Origin of the sequence: Caballeronia grimmiae, assembly GCF_022879615.1 — a bacterium.
GTDB lineage: Bacteria > Pseudomonadota > Gammaproteobacteria > Burkholderiales > Burkholderiaceae > Caballeronia > Caballeronia grimmiae.
In genome coordinates, this window is record NZ_CP084271.1 from 796,149 (window position 1) to 812,538 (window position 16,390).

The following is a 16,390-nucleotide window of genomic DNA, read 5'->3' on the forward strand; positions in this document are numbered from 1 at the left end:
AGCAACGACATAGCGGCACACCCAGGACACACAATGGAACATCTCGATCTCGGACCTTTCGCTCGCGCGTCCGGCACGGTGCGGCTGCCCGGCTCGAAGAGCATCTCGAATCGCGTGCTGCTGCTGGCGGCACTGTCGGCGGGCGACACCACGATCACCAATCTGCTCGATTCCGACGACACGCGCGTGATGCTCGCCGCGCTGGAAGCGCTCGGCGTCGTGCTGAAGCGCAATGGCGACCGCGTCATCGTGACCGGCACGGGCGGCGCCTTCCCATCGAAGTCAGCGGAGCTGTTCCTTGGCAACGCAGGCACGGCGGTGCGCCCGCTCACGGCGGCGCTGGCGGTCAACGGCGGCGAATATCGCGTGCACGGCGTGCCGCGCATGCACGAGCGGCCCATCGGCGATCTCGTGGACGGCTTGCGTCAGATCGGCGCGTCGATCGACTACGAGCAGAACGACGGCTTTCCGCCGCTCAAGATTCACGCATCGAAGATTGCCGTCGACAAGCCGATCCGCGTGCGCGGCGACGTGTCGAGCCAGTTCCTCACCGCGCTCCTGATGAGCCTGCCCGTAATCGAAGGCCGCAGCGGGCCGGTCGCCATCGAAGTGGAAGGCGAACTGATTTCGAAGCCGTACATCGACATCACGATCCGGCTGATGGAACGCTTCGGCGTGGCGGTCGAACGCGACGGCTGGGCGCGCTTCACCGTGCCGGCCGGCGCGGGCTACCGGTCGCCGGGCGCGATCATGGTCGAAGGCGATGCGTCGTCGGCGTCGTACTTTCTGGCGGCGGGCGCGATCGGGCACGGGCCGGTGCGCGTCGAAGGCGTCGGACGGTCCAGCATTCAGGGCGACGTCGGGTTCGCGGATGCGCTCAACCGCATGGGCGCGAACGTGATGATGGGCGACGACTGGATCGAAGTGCGCGGCGTCGAATCGGAAGACGGCAAGCTCGCGCCCATCGACATGGACTTCAACCTGATCCCCGATGCGGCGATGACCATCGCGGTCGCCGCGCTGTTCGCGAGCGGCACGACGACGCTGCGCAACATTGCAAGCTGGCGTGTGAAGGAAACGGACCGCATCGCCGCGATGGCGACGGAGTTGCGCAAGGTCGGCGCGACGGTCGAAGAGGGCGCGGATTACCTCGTCGTCACGCCGCCCGCACGGCTCACGCCGAACGCCGCCATCGACACCTACGACGATCACCGCATGGCGATGTGCTTCTCGCTGGTCAGCCTCGGCGGCGTGCCCGTGCGGATCAACGATCCGAAGTGCGTCAACAAGACCTTCCCCGACTATTTCGACCGTTTCGCGACGCTCACCCGGACGTGAGCCGCGCAATGCCTTCGATTCACACCGCAACGACCGGCCGCAACGGCCACACGCAATGAAACCGACTCGCCCATTCGACCCCACTCCAGTTATCACCATCGACGGGCCGACGGCGTCGGGCAAAGGCACCGTCGCGGCGCTCGTCGCGGCCACGCTCGGCTTCCACCTGCTCGACAGCGGCGCGCTTTACCGGCTTGCGGCGCTCGCGAGCATCCGTTATGGCATCGACCAGGCCGACGCCGCCGCGCTTGCAAAACTGGTCGACGACCTGCATATCACCTTCCGCGAGGGCTGCGCACAGCTCGACGGCGTCGACGTATCGAGCGAAATCCGGGCGGAAGCGGTTGGCAATCGCGCGTCCGCGATCGCGGTTCATCCCGAAGTGCGGCAGGCGCTCGTCGCTCGCCAGCGGGCGTTCCGCAAGCGTCCCGGCCTCGTCGCGGACGGCCGCGACATGGGCACTGTGATCTTCCCGGACGGCACGCTTAAGGTCTTTCTTACCGCGAGCGTCGAGGCACGCGCGGCCAGGCGCTATAAGCAATTGATGCAAAAAGGCTTTTCTGCTAATATGGATGACTTGCTGCGCGATTTGCGCGAACGCGACGCCCGGGACACCAACCGTGCGGCCGCGCCGCTCAAGCCCGCAGCGGACGCGAAGACGCTGGATACGTCGAGTCTCTCCATCGACCAGGCGGTCGAGCAGATCATCGGCTGGTACAGCGAAGTTCGCGTCTGATGGTTTCGTAGTGAATCAGCAGTAACCGGCGGCGGGCAACGGCTGCCGGATAGCAAGGTGTTCCGCCGTGAGGCGGAGCGTGTGTTAACCCCTTAACCCCGTGCGGCTTCGCGCACTTACCGGTCTAGTGTCCGGCTTTTCCGGGCCATTCAGGACCACCGCGCCAAGGCTGTGCAAATTCCGATTTTTATGTCCGACCTGCAAACCTCCACCCCGAATACCGAATCTTTCGCGGCTCTGTTCGAAGAGTCGCTGACCAAGCAGGACATGCGCGCCGGCGAAGTGATCTCCGCCGAAGTCGTGCGTGTCGACCACAACTTCGTGGTCGTCAACGCTGGTCTCAAGTCCGAAGCCTATATTCCGCTCGAAGAGTTTCTGAACGACGCGGGTGAAGTGGAAGTGCAGGCGGGCGACTTCGTTTCCGTCGCGATCGACGCGCTGGAAAACGGCTATGGCGACACCATCCTGTCGCGCGACAAGGCGAAGCGCCTCGCTTCGTGGCTGTCGCTGGAAAAGGCGCTGGACAACAACGAACTTGTCACCGGCACCATCACCGGCAAGGTGAAGGGCGGCATGACCGTGATGGTCAACGGCATCCGCGCGTTCCTGCCGGGTTCGCTCGTCGACACGCGTCCGGTCAAGGACACGACGCCGTACGAAGGCAAGACGCTCGAATTCCGCGTCATCAAGCTCGACCGCAAGCGTAACAACGTCGTGCTGTCGCGCCGCGCCGTGATCGAAGCTACCCAAGGCGAAGAGCGCGCAAAGCTGCTCGAAACGCTGAAGGAAGGCGCGATCGTCGAAGGCGTGGTCAAGAACATCACCGACTACGGCGCGTTCGTGGACCTCGGCGGCATCGACGGCCTGCTGCACATCACCGACATCGCATGGCGTCGCGTGCGTCACCCGTCGGAAGTGCTGTCGGTCGGCCAGGAAGTCACGGCCAAGATCCTCAAGTTCGACCAAGAGAAGAACCGCGTTTCGCTCGGCATCAAGCAACTGGGCGACGATCCGTGGGAAGGCATTTCGCGCCGTTACCCGTCGGGCACGCGCCTGTTCGGCAAGGTCACGAACATCACCGACTACGGCGCATTCGTCGAAGTGGAATCGGGCATCGAAGGCCTTGTCCACGTGTCGGAAATGGACTGGACCAACAAGAACGTTGCGCCGTCGAAGGTCGTTCAGCTCGGTGACGAAGTCGAAGTCATGGTTCTCGAAATCGACGAAGACCGCCGCCGTATCTCCCTCGGCATGAAGCAGTGCAAGCCGAATCCGTGGGATGACTTCAGCCGCAACTTCAAGAAGGGCGACAAGATCAGCGGCGCCATCAAGTCGATCACCGACTTCGGCGTGTTCATCGGTCTGCCTGGCGGCATCGACGGTCTGGTTCACCTGTCGGACCTGTCGTGGTCGGAAACCGGCGAAGAAGCCGTGCGCAAGTACAAGAAGGGCGACGAAGTCGAAGCCGTGGTTCTGGGCATCGACGTCGAGAAGGAACGCATCTCGCTCGGCATCAAGCAGCTCGAAGGCGATCCGTTCAGCAACTTCGTCGCGATCAACGACAAGGGCGCTATCGTCGACGGCGTCGTGAAGTCGGTCGATCCGAAGGGTGCGGTCGTTACGCTGTCCGGCGAAATCGAAGGCTATCTGCGCGCTTCGGAAATCGCACAGGACCGCGTGGAAGATGCGCGCAACGTGCTGAAGGAAGGCGATAAGGTCAACGCGATGATCATCAACATCGATCGCAAGTCGCGCGGCATCAACCTGTCGATCAAGGCGAAGGATTCGGCGGAGCAGCAGGAAGCCATGCGCGGCCTGCAGTCTTCGGATTCGAACGCCGCCGCGACCGGCACGACCAACCTCGGCGCGCTGCTCAAGGCCAAGCTCGACGGCCAGAACAGCTAAGCCTTAAAGGCATTGCTGCAGTATGACCAAAAGTGAATTGGTCGCCCAGTTGGCGCTGCGATTTCCGCAACTTGTCCTCAAGGATGCGGATTTCGCAGTGAAGACGATGCTCGATGCGATGTCGGAGGCGCTTGCCAACGGTCATCGCATCGAGATTCGCGGCTTCGGCAGCTTCGGGCTCAACCGTCGTCCGTCGCGCGTCGGGCGCAATCCCAAGTCGGGTGAAAAAGTGCTGGTGCCGGAGAAATTCGTGCCGCACTTCAAGCCGGGCAAGGAATTGCGCGAACGCGTCGATGGCCGCGCGGGCGAGCCGCTGAAGGCGTCGAATGACGACGATGCGGACGATCTCTGATCGGCGCGCATCGACGCCGGCCGGCTCCCGAAATGCGGGCAGACCGGTCGTCGCGACGTCCGGCCATGAGGCAATCGACCAGAAAAGCACCCCTCGGGGTGCTTTTTTTACGTCTCAAGCAAGCGAGCGCGTCTGTGACACTGTCCGGAGGTTCGGTAGCGCACACAGATGCTTACATTCCTACTAAAGCCTTGCCCGTGCTTCGGTGTCCCCGGCCAGATGCATCCATTACAATACCGGTCACTTTGACTCGGGTAATCACGTAGGCCGACCACGACGGGAAGGCTGCGGGATGCGACCGCTTTTGCGAGACCGTACATGAAATTCATCGTCTGGCTGATCCGCGTTCTGGTCTTCGTGCTGCTGCTCGTGCTGGCGCTCGCCAATACCCAGACGGCCACGCTGAATTTCCTTGCAGGCTACGCCTGGGACGCGCCGCTGATTCTCATCGGTCTGGCGTTCTTCGTCGTCGGCCTGCTGGCAGGGCTGGTGTCGGCCGTTCCGGCGATGCTCCGCGTGCGGATGGAAAACGGGCGTCTGAAGCGGGAACTGCGCGTTGCGCGCGAAACGCCGGCCGTCAAGGAAGAACCGCCGATGCCGCCGCTCATTTGAGCGCACCCGTCGCTGCGATACGTGGCGGGACCCCGCAACAGCAGACACCTAACCGACTCAACCACACATTCGCATGGATCTAGACTTCTGGTGGCTGCTCGTGATTCCCGTAGCCTTCGCGCTCGGATGGATGGCGTCGCGCTACGATCTGAAAACGCTGCTGTCCGAAAATGCGAATCTGCCACGCTCCTATTTTCGCGGCCTAAACTTCCTGCTCAACGAGCAACACGACAAGGCGATCGACGCGTTCGTGGAAGTCGCCAAGCTGGACCCCGAAACCATCGAATTGCACTTCGCGCTCGGCAACCTGTTTCGCCGGCGCGGGGAAACGGATCGCGCAATCCGCGTGCATCAGAATCTGTTGAGCCGGGCCGATTTGCCCGTCGCCGAACGCGATCACGCGCTGTATGAACTGGGTCAGGACTTTCTGAAAGCCGGCCTGCTTGACCGCGCCGAAGAAACCTTCCGCTCGCTGGAAGCCGGCGAATACTCGCTCGGCGCACAGCGCGCGCTGCTGACCATCTACGAGATCGAAAAGGACTGGCCGAAGTCGATCGTGACGGCGGAACGCATCGAGAAGATGGGCGCGCCGTCGCTGCACATGGAAATTGCGCACTTTCATTGCGAACTCGCGCAGGAAGCGTTGCAGCGCAAGAATCTCGACGAGGCACGCGCCGAACTGAAACTCGCGCTCGCATCGAACCCGGACAACGTGCGCGCGACCATCCTCGCGGGCGATGTCGAAGCCGCCGCCGGCAACGTCGAAGCCGCGATTGCCGTGTGGAAGCGCGTCGAAGCGCAGAACGAGGCGTATCTGCCGCTCGTCGCCGAGAAGCTGATGAAGGCGTACGCCGCGCTCGGGCGCAAGGACGAGGGCGTCGATCTGCTGACCGATTACGCAAGCCGCTATCCGTCGAATGACTTGCTCGATGTCGCGTACAAGCATGTTCAGGAACTGCGCGGTCTCGATGCAGCGCACGCGCTCGCACGCAAGCAGATGCAGAGCGCGCCGAATCTTGCCGGCATGACGCGACTGCTCGAAGCGCAGGAAGCGACCGCCGAGGAGCCGCGCCGCGGCGAACTGGAACTCATGCGCACGCTCGTCAAGCAGCGCACCAAGAATCTGCCGCGGTACACGTGCCAAACGTGTGGATTCCGCGCCCGTCTTTTTTATTGGCAATGCCCCGGATGCAGCGGCTGGGAAACTTACGCGCCGCGACGCGTCGAACCCATCACGAGCTCGGCCTGAATTGCAGCATGGCAGGCGTGTTCACTCGAACGCCCGCCACGGCCGGCACCTTTGAAACCAACGGAGCGTTATGAAAGTTACTATCGTGGGTACGGGTTATGTCGGTCTGGTGACCGGCGCATGTCTCGCTGAAATCGGCAATGACGTATTTTGTGTCGACGTCGATGCGCGCAAGATCGATATCCTGAATAGTGGCGGCGTACCGATTCACGAGCCCGGCCTGCAGGAAATGCTCCGGCGCTGCCGCGCGGCAGGGCGCATCCAGTTCTCCACCGACGTCAAGGCGAGCGTGGAGCACGGCGACATTCAGTTCATCGCGGTCGGCACGCCGCCCGACGAAGACGGCTCCGCAGACCTGCGATACGTGCTCGCGGCGGCGCGCAACATCGGACGCTATTCGAACGGCTTCAAGGTGATCGTCGATAAGTCGACGGTGCCGGTCGGCACGGCGCTGCAAGTGAAGCGCGTCGTCGACGAAGAACTGAAAGCGCGCGGGCTCGAAGGCGCGGACAAGCACGGCTTCTCGGTCGTGTCGAACCCCGAGTTCCTGAAGGAAGGCGCGGCGGTGGACGACTTCATGCGTCCGGACCGCATCGTGATCGGCATCGACGACGATCAGGCCGGCAATCGCGCGCGCGAAATGATGAAGCGCCTCTACGCGCCGTTCAACCGCAATCACGAACGCACGCTGTACATGGATGTGCGCTCCGCCGAATTCACGAAATATGCGGCCAACGCGATGCTCGCGACGCGCATCTCGTTCATGAACGACCTCTCGAATCTCGCCGATGTCGTCAACGCCGATATCGAATCGGTGCGGCGCGGCATTGGCTCGGACCCGCGCATCGGGTATCACTTCCTGTATGCGGGCTGCGGTTACGGCGGCTCCTGTTTCCCGAAGGACGTGCAGGCGCTCGTGCAGACGGCGCGCGAGAACGGGCATCGGCTGCGGATTCTGGAAGCCGTGGAAGAGGTCAACGACGCGCAGAAGGAAGTGCTCGTCAACAAGATCGTCAAGCGCATGGGCGAAGACCTGCGTGGCCGCACGTTCGCCGTGTGGGGACTCGCATTCAAGCCGAACACGGACGACATGCGCGAGGCGTCGAGCCGTCGTCTTATTGCGTCGCTGCTTGAACGCGGCGCGACCGTGCGCGCGTATGATCCGGTAGCGATGCAGGAAGCGCAGCGCGTGTTCGCACTCGATCTCGCTGATCGCAAGAGCGACATGGACCGTCTCCATTTCGTGAACACGCAGCAGGAAGCGTTGACGGGCTCGGATGCGCTCGTCATCGTGACGGAATGGAAGGAATTCAAGAGCCCCGACTTCGGGCATTTGAAGAGCGAGCTGAAGATGCCGGTCATCTTCGATGGCCGCAATCTGTATGAACCGGAAACGATGGCTGAACTAGGCATCGATTACTTTGCAATAGGACGTCCCCATGTCGAACTCGACGGCAATGGCAGCCGGCAGTAAGCCGGCAAATATCCCTGTGGTGTCGCGCGCCCGCATTTCGGCGGCGCGCGTGCTGGTGGTCGGCGATGTCATGCTCGACCGGTACTGGTTCGGCGATGTGAATCGCATATCGCCGGAAGCGCCCGTGCCGGTCGTGCATGTGCAGAAGAAGGAAGACCGCCTGGGCGGCGCGGCGAACGTCGCACGCAACGCGGCGGCGCTCGGCGCGCAGGCGGGCCTGCTCTGCGTCGTGGGGCATGACGAACCGGGCGAGCGCATCGTCGAATTGCTCGGTGAAAGCCGCGTGACGGGACATTTGGCTCGCGATGCCGAACTGCTCACGACCATCAAGCTGCGCGTGTTGTCGCGTCAGCAGCAACTGCTGCGCGTCGACTTCGAGAACACGCCGAATCACGAAGTGCTGCGTGCATGCCTCGCACGCTTCACCGAACTGCTGCCGCAGCACGACGTCATCTTGATGTCCGATTACGCGAAGGGCGGCCTCACGCACGTCACGCAGATGATCAGCGATGCGCGGGCCGCCGGCAAACCCGTGCTCGTCGATCCGAAGGGCGACGACTGGGAACGCTATCGCGGCGCAACGCTGATCACGCCGAATCGCGCAGAGTTGCGCGAAGTGATCGGCCAGTGGAAGTCGGAAGAAGACCTGCACGAGCGCGTGACGAAACTGCGCGCCGACCTCGACCTGAGCGCGCTGCTGCTGACGCGTTCGGAAGAAGGCATGACGCTCTTCACCGAGAACGAAGTGCTCCACAATTCGGCCGAAGCGCGCGAAGTGTATGATGTATCGGGCGCGGGCGACACCGTCATTGCAACGGTTGCAACGATGCTCGGCGCGGGCGTGCCCCTCGTCGACTCCATCGTCTATGCGAATCGCGCAGCGGGCATCGTCGTCGGCAAGCTCGGCACGGCGACCGTCGATTACAACGAACTCTTCGCCTGATCCTATTTGATTACTTCGCCATGACCTTTATCGTTACCGGGGCGGCCGGCTTCATCGGCAGCAACATCGTCAAGGCGCTCAACGAGCGCGGCGAAAACCGCGTGATTGCGGTCGACAATCTCACGCGCGCGGACAAGTTCAAGAATCTGGTCGACTGCGAGATTGACGATTACCTCGACAAGACCGAATTCGTCGAGCGTTTTCGCCGTGGCGATTTCGGCCGGGTGCGTGCGGTGTTCCATGAAGGCGCGTGCTCGGACACGATGGAAACCGACGGCCGCTACATGATGGACAACAACTTCCGCTATAGCCGGGACGTGATGGACATCTGTCTCGAGCAGGGCGCGCAGTTTCTGTATGCGTCGTCGGCTGCGACCTATGGCGGTTCGAGCCGCTTCGTCGAAGAGCGCGAAGTCGAAAAGCCGCTCAACGTCTACGGCTACTCGAAGTTCCTGTTCGACCAGATCGTGCGTCAGGTCTTGCCGAAGGCGGGCAGTCAGATCGTCGGCTTCCGGTACTTCAACGTGTACGGCCCGCGTGAGACGCACAAGGGGCGCATGGCGTCGGTTGCGTTCCACAACTTCAACCAGTTCCGCTCGGAAGGCAAGGTGAAGCTCTTCGGCGAGTACAACGGCTACGGCGCGGGCGAGCAGACGCGCGACTTCGTGTCCGTCGAAGACGTGGTGAAGGTCAATCTGCACTTCCTCGATCATCCGGAGAAGTCGGGCATCTTCAACCTCGGCACGGGACGCGCGCAGCCGTTCAACGACATCGCGTCGACGGTGGTGAATTCGCTGCGGTCGATGAACGGCGAAGCGCCGCTCTCGCTCGCGGAGCTGGTGCAGCGGGGGCTGATCGAGTACATTCCGTTCCCCGACGCCCTGCGCGGCAAGTACCAGTGCTTCACGCAAGCCGACCAGACGCGCCTGCGCGCAGCCGGCTACGACGCGCCGTTCCTCACGGTTCAGGAAGGCGTCGATCGCTACGTGCGTTGGCTATTCGGCCAGCTATAAACGCCTTTCAAGTCTCTCTACACTGGGTCTCGCGGTCGGCACTGTTCGCCGGCCGGTTCTTCTGGAGACCAGTATGTTCAAGCAAGCACTCTCAACGATCGTCGCCCTGGCGCTGACCCTTTCCATCGGTTCGGCGTTCGCGGCGGTCGATGTCAACACCGCCAATACTGATGCCCTGCGCGGCATCAAGGGCATTGGTCCGGCAAAGGCGAAAGCCATTCTCGACGAGCGACAGGCGCACGGCCCGTTCAAGGACGCGGCCGATCTCAGCTCGCGCGTGAAGGGCATGGGCGGCAAGACGGTGCAGCGTCTGGAGGCGGAGGGCCTGAGTATCGGCAACGCGCCGAAGACGGCTGGGGCCAGCGCGGGCGGCGCGAATCATGTCAGCGCGACGCCGGTGGCCTCGCCGGCCGGCGCGAAGCCTGTCGTCGTGAAGAAGTAAGCAGCGCGGCACACCGGCGGAGCCTCGCCGCCGGTGTGCCGAATCGGTCACGCTCCTTCAGCCTTCGGATGTTTTGGGCTCCCCGCGGTTTGCCTACCGCGGGTTTTTTGCGTGAGCGCGAGGAAGCCATTGGCGCATGAGGGGCGCGACGCATCCGAAAGACCGGTGGGCTACAATCGATTCATTCCCTCATCACAATCCCTGAACGCGGTCCAAGCATTCGCCGCGGGATTCGACATCCGGTTCGCTATGGCTTACATGACTATCGAAGACACGATCGGCAACACGCCGCTCGTGCAACTCGTCCGCGTCGTGGACGATGAAATCCGCAGCCGCAACAACGTCGTGTTGGGCAAGCTCGAAGGCAACAACCCGGCGGGCTCGGTGAAAGACCGGCCAGCTTTGTCGATGATCAGGAAAGCTGAAGAGCGCGGCCGCATCAAGCCGGGCGACACGCTGATCGAAGCGACGAGCGGCAACACGGGCATCGCGCTCGCAATGGCCGCCGCCGTGCGCGGCTACAAGATGGTGCTGATCCTGCCGGAGGATCTGTCGATCGAGCGCCGTCAGAGCATGGGCGCGTACGGCGCGCAGATCATTCTGACGCCGGTGACGGGCGGCATGGAATACGCCCGCGATCTCGCGGACCAGATGCAGCGCGACGGCAAGGGCATCATCCTCGACCAGTTCGCTAATCCGGACAATCCGCTCGCGCACTATGAGACCACCGGCCCGGAACTCTGGCAGCAGACCGAAGGCCGCATCACGCATTTTGTCTCGTCGATGGGCACGACGGGCACGATCATGGGCGTGTCCCGGTATCTGAAAGAGAAGAACGAGAAGATCGAGATCGTCGGGGCGCAGCCGGAAGAGGGCTCGCGCATTCCGGGCATCCGTAAATGGCCGGAAGCATATATGCCGAAGATTTTCGATCGCAGCCGCGTCGATCGTGTGGAAAACGTGAGTCAGGCCGCGTCGGAAGCGATGGCCCGCCGGCTCGCATCGGTCGAAGGCATCTTCGCCGGCATTTCGTCGGGCGGCGCGTGTGAAGTGGCGCTGCGTGTCGCGCGTCAGGTCGAGAACGCGACCATCGTGTTCGTCGTCTGCGATCGCGGCGATCGCTATCTGTCGACGGGCGTGTTTCCTGCCTGACCGATGACGACGCGCGGACCGACCGCGCGTCGCATTTGCGCTTAGTGGTCGGCGCCCGTCGCCGCCATGCGCGCCTTCACTGCCTCGCCGAGCTGGTACACGGCGAGTGCATAGAAGAAGCTGCGGTTGTAGCGCGTGAGCACATAGAAGTTCTTCAGTCCGAGCGTGTACTCGGTGGCACGGCCGGGCGTCGGCAGATCGACGACGGTCAGCGGCGTCGCCGCCTCCGCCGCAACGTTCAGCCCCGGCTCGGCCATCAGCATGCCGGCCTTCGTCAATTGCGCGAGCGACCAGTGCGGCTCGGCCTGTCCATCGGCGGCGGCTTGGGCGATGCCCTGGCTGCCTTCATCTCCCGCGATGCGCCACACGACCGGACGGCCCGGTTCCCAGCCGTTCTGCTTCAGATAATTTGCGACGCTGCCGATCGCATCGGCCTGGCTCGTGCGCAGATCGATGCGGCTGTTGCCGTCGAAATCGACCGCGTATTGCACGATGCTGCTCGGCAGGAACTGCGGAATGCCGATCGCGCCGGTGTACGAACCGAGCACGGTGGTCGGATCGATCTGCGAATCGCGCGTCCACACGAGCAGGTCTTCGAGATTCTTGCGGAACGTCGCCTGACGTTCGAGCCGGTTCGGCGTATTCGGATAGTCGAACGTGAGCGTGGTCAGCGCGTCGAGTGCGCGGAAGTTGCCCATGTATCGCCCGTAGATGGTTTCCACGCCGATGATCCCGACGATCACCTCGGGCGGCACGCCGAACTGCGCGGACGCGCGCTGCAGTGTCGCCTGATTCGCGCGCCAGAATTTCACGCCCGCGTCGATGCGAATTGGCTCGATGAAGCGCGACTGGTACACACGCCAGTTTTTCGTCGATGGCGTCGGCGAGGGCAGCACGAGCTTCACTGCGGTCGCGGAATAGCTGACGCGATTGAACAGGTCGTGCAGCTTCGCGGCATCGAAGTCGTAACGCGCGACCATGTCGTTGATGAAAGCATCGACATTCGCGTTGTTCGCATAACGTTGCGGCACGATCTCTTCTTCGAACACTTGCCCTTGCGCGGTGCTCTGCGGCTGCTGCGATTGCGCGACGGCACTGTTGCCGGACATGACGCCGATCGCGCAGAAAAGAGATGCGATGAACGCGCGCGTCAGCGGCCTGAAGGTGGAGTCGGGCGGGGCAAACTGAAAAGTCATAGTGTGCGTGATGAGGCGATATGGGGCGATGCCGGATGTTCGAGCGCGCTTGGAGCGACGCGTCACTATTCCCGATGCAAGAATGCTCAACCGGACGCAACGTCCTGCGACGAACCATCGACGATGCTTGCCTGTCGAGGCGTCGGGGCAGTATAACCGACGCCCCTCGCGCGCAAGGCCGATGCCCGCCCGGAAGGCGGCCGTTGGAAACGGTGTGGTAACTTAACGCCAAATACGCGGCGCGGGAATCGCGTATGACGAAAAAACACGAGACAAGAGCCGACGACAACGGCACTGCGAGACATCATGGCCACCGGCTTCTTTACGCATCCCGACTGCCTCCAGCATGACAACGGCCAGTGGCATCCCGAATGCCCGGCGCGGCTGCAGGCGATCGAAGACCAGCTCATCGCGAGCCGGATCGATTCCCTGATCGAGCGCGAGGAAGCGCCGCTCGCCGAGGAAACCGACCTCGCGCGCGTGCATACGCAGGCGCATATCGACTACATCAAGAGCCGCACGCCGGAGCAGGGACGAAGCGAACTGGACCCCGATACGTCGATGTGTCCGGCTTCCTACCGCGCGGCGTTACGTGCTGCGGGCGCCGCCATCGCGGCTACCGACGCCGTCATGGAAGGGCGATACGACAACGCATTCTGCAGCGTGCGTCCGCCGGGGCACCACGCGGAGCCCGCCCGCGCGATGGGCTTCTGCCTCTTCAACAACGTCGCCATCGCGGCGCGTCATGCGCTCGAAGTGCATGGCCTGGAGCGCGTCGCGGTTATCGATTTCGACGTGCATCACGGCAACGGCACCGAGGCCGCCTTCACCGGCGATCCGCGCGTGCTGATGTGCAGCTTTTTCCAGCATCCGTTTTATCCGTTTAGCGGCGCGGACAACCACTCATCGAACATGGTGAACGTGCCGCTGCCGGCGCGCACGAAGGGCATGGCCGTGCGCGAAGTCGTCGATCTCATGTGGCTGCCGCGTCTGAATGAATTCAAGCCGCAGATGCTGTTCGTCTCCGCCGGCTTCGACGCGCATCGCGAAGACGATCTGGGCAACATGGGCCTCGTCGAGGACGACTACGCGTGGATCACCGAGCAGATTCGCGCCGTGGCGAAACGGCACGCGCAAGGGCGCATCGTCAGTTGTCTCGAAGGCGGCTACAACCTGTCGGCGCTCGGCCGCAGCGTCGTCGCGCACTTGCGGGCGCTGGCCGAGATTTAAGCCCGGCGGCTGCGGGCATAGTCGGCGCGCACGAGCGTCCAGTCGATCAGTGCGCGAATCACGCGATCGCGATCCAGATCGTTGAGCGTCTCGTGATAGCTGCCTTCGTAGATCGCGAGGGTGGCGTCGGTCGAACCGGCGCTGGCTTCGAATTCGCGGCTGCCCGCGGGATCGCAGATCGCGTCGGCGCCGCCGTGGAAGATCAGGTAGGGCACCGTGATATCTGCGCGCTTCACCGCGATGCGTTCCATCGCTGCAAGAATCTGCGCTGCGGTGCGCGCGGTCACGGGTCCGTGATGCACGAGCGGGTCGCGCCGATAAGCCTCCACGACGCCGGGCGCACGCGATAGCAACGCGGCATCGATTTGGAACGCGCGCCAGCGTGGCAACACCGTGCCGACGATTCGCGCCAGCTTCGCCTTCCAGCGCGGCATGTCCTTGCCGGGCCGAAGCGCGGGGCTCGACAGGATCATGCCCGCAAGCGTCCCTTCCTCCGCCCGCTCCGCGGCATGCAACGCGGCGACGGTCCCGCCCATGCTGTGGCCCATGAGGAAAAGCGGCGTATCGGCGGGAGGCGTGGCGGCGCATGCTTCGAGCAGGACGGCGGCATCGCTCAGATAGTCGTCGAAAACGCGCACGTACGCGCGCTCGCCCGACGACTTGCCGTGGCCGCGCAAGTCCAGCGCGATCACTTCGATGCCGGCCGCATTCAACGTCTGTGCGAGCGCGTCATAACGTCCGGCATGCTCGCCCAGCCCGTGCAGCAGCGCGATGCGCGCCTGCGGCTCCGTTGGCGGCGACGGCTGCCAGCGGTGCAAAAACAGTTCGACGCCCTGTCGCGTCGTGATGGTGCTCGTCGAATAGACGTTTCGTGCCATGAGCGCTTAAATTTCCAGCGGTAATTAGTCGATCGGAATTCATTATTAAACAGAATGAGGTGCGTCCTGTAAAATCGCTTCTCTCATAAAACAGCAGAAAACCAGCGGCGGCCGGCTGCGCGGGTGCGTTCACCCGGCGAAGCCTTCCGCCGTTTGTATTTTCACGACCGGCGCATGATCGAAATACGTAATCTCTCGCAGCGCTTTGCGGGACCCCGGGGCTGGGTGGAAGCGCTGCATAACGTCAATCTGGCGATTCCCGCCGGCGAGATCTTCGGCATCATCGGACGCAGCGGGGCGGGGAAGAGCACGCTGGTGCGCACCATCAACCTGCTGACGCGGCCAAGCGAAGGCAGCGTCGTCGTCGATGGGCGCGACCTCACCACGCTTGGCAAGGATGACCTGCGTGCCGCGCGCCGCGACATCGGCATGATCTTCCAGCACTTCAACCTGCTGTCGTCGCGCACGGTGTTCGGCAACGTCGCGCTGCCGCTCGAACTCGCGGGCAAGACGCGCGCACAAATCGAAGAGACGGTGCTGCCGCTGCTCGAACTCGTCGGCCTCACGCAGCACAAGGACAAGTATCCCGCGCAAGTCAGCGGCGGACAGAAGCAGCGCGTGGGCATCGCGCGGGCGCTCGCGAGCAAGCCGAGCGTGCTGCTGTCCGACGAAGCCACGTCCGCGCTCGATCCCGAAACCACGCGCGCCATTCTGGACCTGCTGCGCAAGATCAATCGCGAGCTGGGGCTGACCATCGTGCTCATCACGCACCAGATGGAAGTGATCAAGCAGGTCTGCGATCGCGTGGCCGTGCTCGATGCCGGGCGTGTCGTCGAAGAAGGGAAGGTGGTCGATGTCTTCATGCAGCCGCGTCACGAAGTCACGCGCGCGCTGATCGGCGACGTCATCGCGCACGAGTTGCCGCCCGCGTTGAAGGCGCGCGTCGCCGAGCGTCTTTCGACCGGCAGCGGGCATTTGCTGCGGCTCGCGTTCACGGGCTCGGGCGTCGATCAGCCGATTCTCTCGGAGACGATTCGCCGCTACGAACTCGATTTCAACATCCTGCATGGCCAGATCGACGAGATCCAGGGCCAGGCGTTCGGCTCGCTCGCGGTGCTCGCGGGCGGACAGCCGGTGAAGGTCGCGGAAGCGATCGCTTATTTGCGCTCGCAAGGCGTCGTGGTGGAGGAGCTTTCCCATGTTGAGTGAAATGTTCGACATGTTCGTGCAGTCGTTCTGGGAGACGCTGGTCATGGTCGGCATCTCGGGACTCATCGGCGCGGCGCTCGGCCTGCCGCTCGGCGTGCTGCTCTATCTGACCGATCGCGATGGCGTGCTGCAGAACATCGGCGTGAATCGCGTGCTCGGCGGCGTCGTGAATGCGGTGCGCTCGACGCCCTTCATCATCCTGCTCGTCGCGGTGATTCCGTTCACGCGGCTCGTCGTCGGATCGTCGATCGGCACCGCGGCGGCGGTCGTGCCGCTGACCATCGCGTCGGCGCCGTTCATCGCGCGTCTCGTCGAAACGGCGCTGCGCGAAGTCGATCGCGGCCTGATCGAAGCCGCCCAGGCGATGGGCGCGACCACGAGCCAGATCGTATTCAAGGTGCTGCTGCCGGAATCGCTGCCGGGCGTCGTCGCGGGACTGACGATCACGTTCGTGTCGCTCGTCGGCTATTCGGCGATGGCGGGCGCGATCGGCGGCGGCGGCCTCGGAGATCTCGGCATCCGCTACGGCTATCAACGCTTTCTCCCTGAAGTGATGCTCACGGTCGTCGTGATCCTCATCGTGTTCGTGCAGCTCGTGCAGTCGTTCGGCGACTGGCTGGTGCGCCGTCTGAGCCATAAATAACCCCATCGAAAAGAAAGG

The 16,390-nt window shown here is 63.4% G+C and carries 16 protein-coding genes; 14 read left to right on the plus strand and 2 right to left on the minus strand.

All coding sequences use genetic code 11. The features are described 5' to 3' along the window. Positions 1-33 precede the first annotated feature (33 nt). From aroA to cysM, 11 genes are all read left to right on the plus strand, one after another. Positions 34-1,338 carry a 3-phosphoshikimate 1-carboxyvinyltransferase gene (gene aroA, locus LDZ21_RS03760; RefSeq protein WP_244794288.1) on the plus strand — a complete coding sequence of 435 codons (1,305 nt, stop codon included), beginning with the start codon at positions 34-36 and terminating at the stop codon, positions 1,336-1,338. A gap of 55 nt (positions 1,339-1,393) precedes the next feature. Next, complete coding sequence (cmk, locus tag LDZ21_RS03765) at positions 1,394-2,074, plus strand: (d)CMP kinase (RefSeq protein WP_244794289.1); 681 nt, start codon at positions 1,394-1,396, stop codon at positions 2,072-2,074. Positions 2,075-2,245: 171 nt separating this feature from the next. Continuing rightward, positions 2,246-3,979: a 30S ribosomal protein S1 gene (rpsA, locus tag LDZ21_RS03770; protein ID WP_174447177.1), complete on the plus strand. Its 1,734-nt coding sequence runs from the start codon at positions 2,246-2,248 to the stop codon at positions 3,977-3,979. A gap of 22 nt (positions 3,980-4,001) precedes the next feature. Continuing rightward, positions 4,002-4,331, plus strand: coding sequence for an integration host factor subunit beta (locus LDZ21_RS03775; protein ID WP_035959682.1), 330 nt, complete (start codon positions 4,002-4,004; stop codon positions 4,329-4,331). Positions 4,332-4,649: 318 nt separating this feature from the next. After that, a complete protein-coding gene (locus LDZ21_RS03780; protein WP_244794290.1) occupies positions 4,650-4,943 on the plus strand; it encodes a LapA family protein in 294 nt (97 codons plus the stop codon). Positions 4,944-5,016: 73 nt separating this feature from the next. Beyond that, complete coding sequence (gene lapB, locus LDZ21_RS03785; protein ID WP_244794291.1) at positions 5,017-6,192, plus strand: lipopolysaccharide assembly protein LapB; 1,176 nt, start codon at positions 5,017-5,019, stop codon at positions 6,190-6,192. Between the two features lie 70 nt (positions 6,193-6,262). Beyond that, entirely contained in the window at positions 6,263-7,666 is a 1,404-nt protein-coding gene (locus LDZ21_RS03790; protein ID WP_244794292.1) for a UDP-glucose dehydrogenase family protein, read from the plus strand. After that, positions 7,632-8,609, plus strand: a complete 978-nt coding sequence (gene rfaE1 / locus LDZ21_RS03795; protein ID WP_075583075.1) for a D-glycero-beta-D-manno-heptose-7-phosphate kinase — start codon at positions 7,632-7,634, stop codon at positions 8,607-8,609. Before LDZ21_RS03790 ends, rfaE1 begins: the two co-directional genes overlap by 35 nt. Positions 8,610-8,629: 20 nt before the next feature. After that, entirely contained in the window at positions 8,630-9,622 is a 993-nt protein-coding gene (gene rfaD, locus LDZ21_RS03800) for an ADP-glyceromanno-heptose 6-epimerase (RefSeq protein WP_244794293.1), read from the plus strand. A gap of 73 nt (positions 9,623-9,695) precedes the next feature. Next, a complete protein-coding gene (locus tag LDZ21_RS03805) occupies positions 9,696-10,064 on the plus strand; it encodes a ComEA family DNA-binding protein (RefSeq protein ID WP_244794294.1) in 369 nt (122 codons plus the stop codon). Between the two features lie 249 nt (positions 10,065-10,313). Continuing rightward, positions 10,314-11,216 (plus strand): cysteine synthase CysM, encoded by a 903-nt coding sequence (cysM, locus tag LDZ21_RS03810; RefSeq protein WP_035959675.1) that lies wholly within the window; start codon positions 10,314-10,316, stop codon positions 11,214-11,216. A 41-nt stretch (positions 11,217-11,257) separates the two neighbouring features. Here cysM and mltB read toward each other — a convergent pair whose 3' ends face one another. Beyond that, positions 11,258-12,325 (minus strand): lytic murein transglycosylase B, encoded by a 1,068-nt coding sequence (mltB, locus tag LDZ21_RS03815; RefSeq protein ID WP_244794295.1) that lies wholly within the window; start codon positions 12,323-12,325, stop codon positions 11,258-11,260. A 393-nt stretch (positions 12,326-12,718) separates the two neighbouring features. Here mltB and LDZ21_RS03820 point away from each other — a divergent pair, with 393 nt between their 5' ends. Further along, positions 12,719-13,642: a histone deacetylase family protein gene (locus LDZ21_RS03820; protein WP_244794296.1), complete on the plus strand. Its 924-nt coding sequence runs from the start codon at positions 12,719-12,721 to the stop codon at positions 13,640-13,642. Here LDZ21_RS03820 and LDZ21_RS03825 read toward each other — a convergent pair. Continuing rightward, positions 13,639-14,520 carry an alpha/beta hydrolase gene (locus LDZ21_RS03825; RefSeq protein ID WP_244794297.1) on the minus strand — a complete coding sequence of 294 codons (882 nt, stop codon included), beginning with the start codon at positions 14,518-14,520 and terminating at the stop codon, positions 13,639-13,641. The two genes, LDZ21_RS03820 and LDZ21_RS03825, sit on opposite strands and share 4 nt — an antisense overlap. Before the next feature lie 174 nt (positions 14,521-14,694). On the opposite strand from LDZ21_RS03825, the gene LDZ21_RS03830 reads away from it, so the two are divergent. After that, positions 14,695-15,729, plus strand: a complete 1,035-nt coding sequence (locus LDZ21_RS03830) for a methionine ABC transporter ATP-binding protein (RefSeq protein ID WP_244794298.1) — start codon at positions 14,695-14,697, stop codon at positions 15,727-15,729. After that, entirely contained in the window at positions 15,719-16,372 is a 654-nt protein-coding gene (locus LDZ21_RS03835; RefSeq protein ID WP_035959668.1) for a methionine ABC transporter permease, read from the plus strand. Before LDZ21_RS03830 ends, LDZ21_RS03835 begins: the two co-directional genes overlap by 11 nt. The last annotated feature ends 18 nt before the right edge of the window (positions 16,373-16,390 follow it).

What these genes read in the sequence shown, in the direction of transcription:
- LDZ21_RS03830 (WP_244794298.1), top strand. Translation starts at nt 14,695, where the DNA reads ATGATCGAAATACGTAATCTCTCGCAGCGCTTTGCGGGACCCCGGGGC.
- LDZ21_RS03820 (WP_244794296.1), top strand. Translation starts at nt 12,719, where the DNA reads ATGGCCACCGGCTTCTTTACGCATCCCGACTGCCTCCAGCATGACAAC.
- cysM (WP_035959675.1), top strand. Translation starts at nt 10,314, where the DNA reads ATGGCTTACATGACTATCGAAGACACGATCGGCAACACGCCGCTCGTG.
- lapB (WP_244794291.1), top strand. Translation starts at nt 5,017, where the DNA reads ATGGATCTAGACTTCTGGTGGCTGCTCGTGATTCCCGTAGCCTTCGCG.
- LDZ21_RS03780 (WP_244794290.1), top strand. Translation starts at nt 4,650, where the DNA reads ATGAAATTCATCGTCTGGCTGATCCGCGTTCTGGTCTTCGTGCTGCTG.
- LDZ21_RS03790 (WP_244794292.1), top strand. Translation starts at nt 6,263, where the DNA reads ATGAAAGTTACTATCGTGGGTACGGGTTATGTCGGTCTGGTGACCGGC.
- mltB (WP_244794295.1), bottom strand. Translation starts at nt 12,325, where the DNA reads ATGTCCGGCAACAGTGCCGTCGCGCAATCGCAGCAGCCGCAGAGCACC.
- rfaD (WP_244794293.1), top strand. Translation starts at nt 8,630, where the DNA reads ATGACCTTTATCGTTACCGGGGCGGCCGGCTTCATCGGCAGCAACATC.
- aroA (WP_244794288.1), top strand. Translation starts at nt 34, where the DNA reads ATGGAACATCTCGATCTCGGACCTTTCGCTCGCGCGTCCGGCACGGTG.
- rfaE1 (WP_075583075.1), top strand. Translation starts at nt 7,632, where the DNA reads ATGTCGAACTCGACGGCAATGGCAGCCGGCAGTAAGCCGGCAAATATC.
- LDZ21_RS03775 (WP_035959682.1), top strand. Translation starts at nt 4,002, where the DNA reads ATGACCAAAAGTGAATTGGTCGCCCAGTTGGCGCTGCGATTTCCGCAA.
- LDZ21_RS03825 (WP_244794297.1), bottom strand. Translation starts at nt 14,520, where the DNA reads ATGGCACGAAACGTCTATTCGACGAGCACCATCACGACGCGACAGGGC.
- cmk (WP_244794289.1), top strand. Translation starts at nt 1,394, where the DNA reads ATGAAACCGACTCGCCCATTCGACCCCACTCCAGTTATCACCATCGAC.
- LDZ21_RS03835 (WP_035959668.1), top strand. Translation starts at nt 15,719, where the DNA reads ATGTTGAGTGAAATGTTCGACATGTTCGTGCAGTCGTTCTGGGAGACG.
- LDZ21_RS03805 (WP_244794294.1), top strand. Translation starts at nt 9,696, where the DNA reads ATGTTCAAGCAAGCACTCTCAACGATCGTCGCCCTGGCGCTGACCCTT.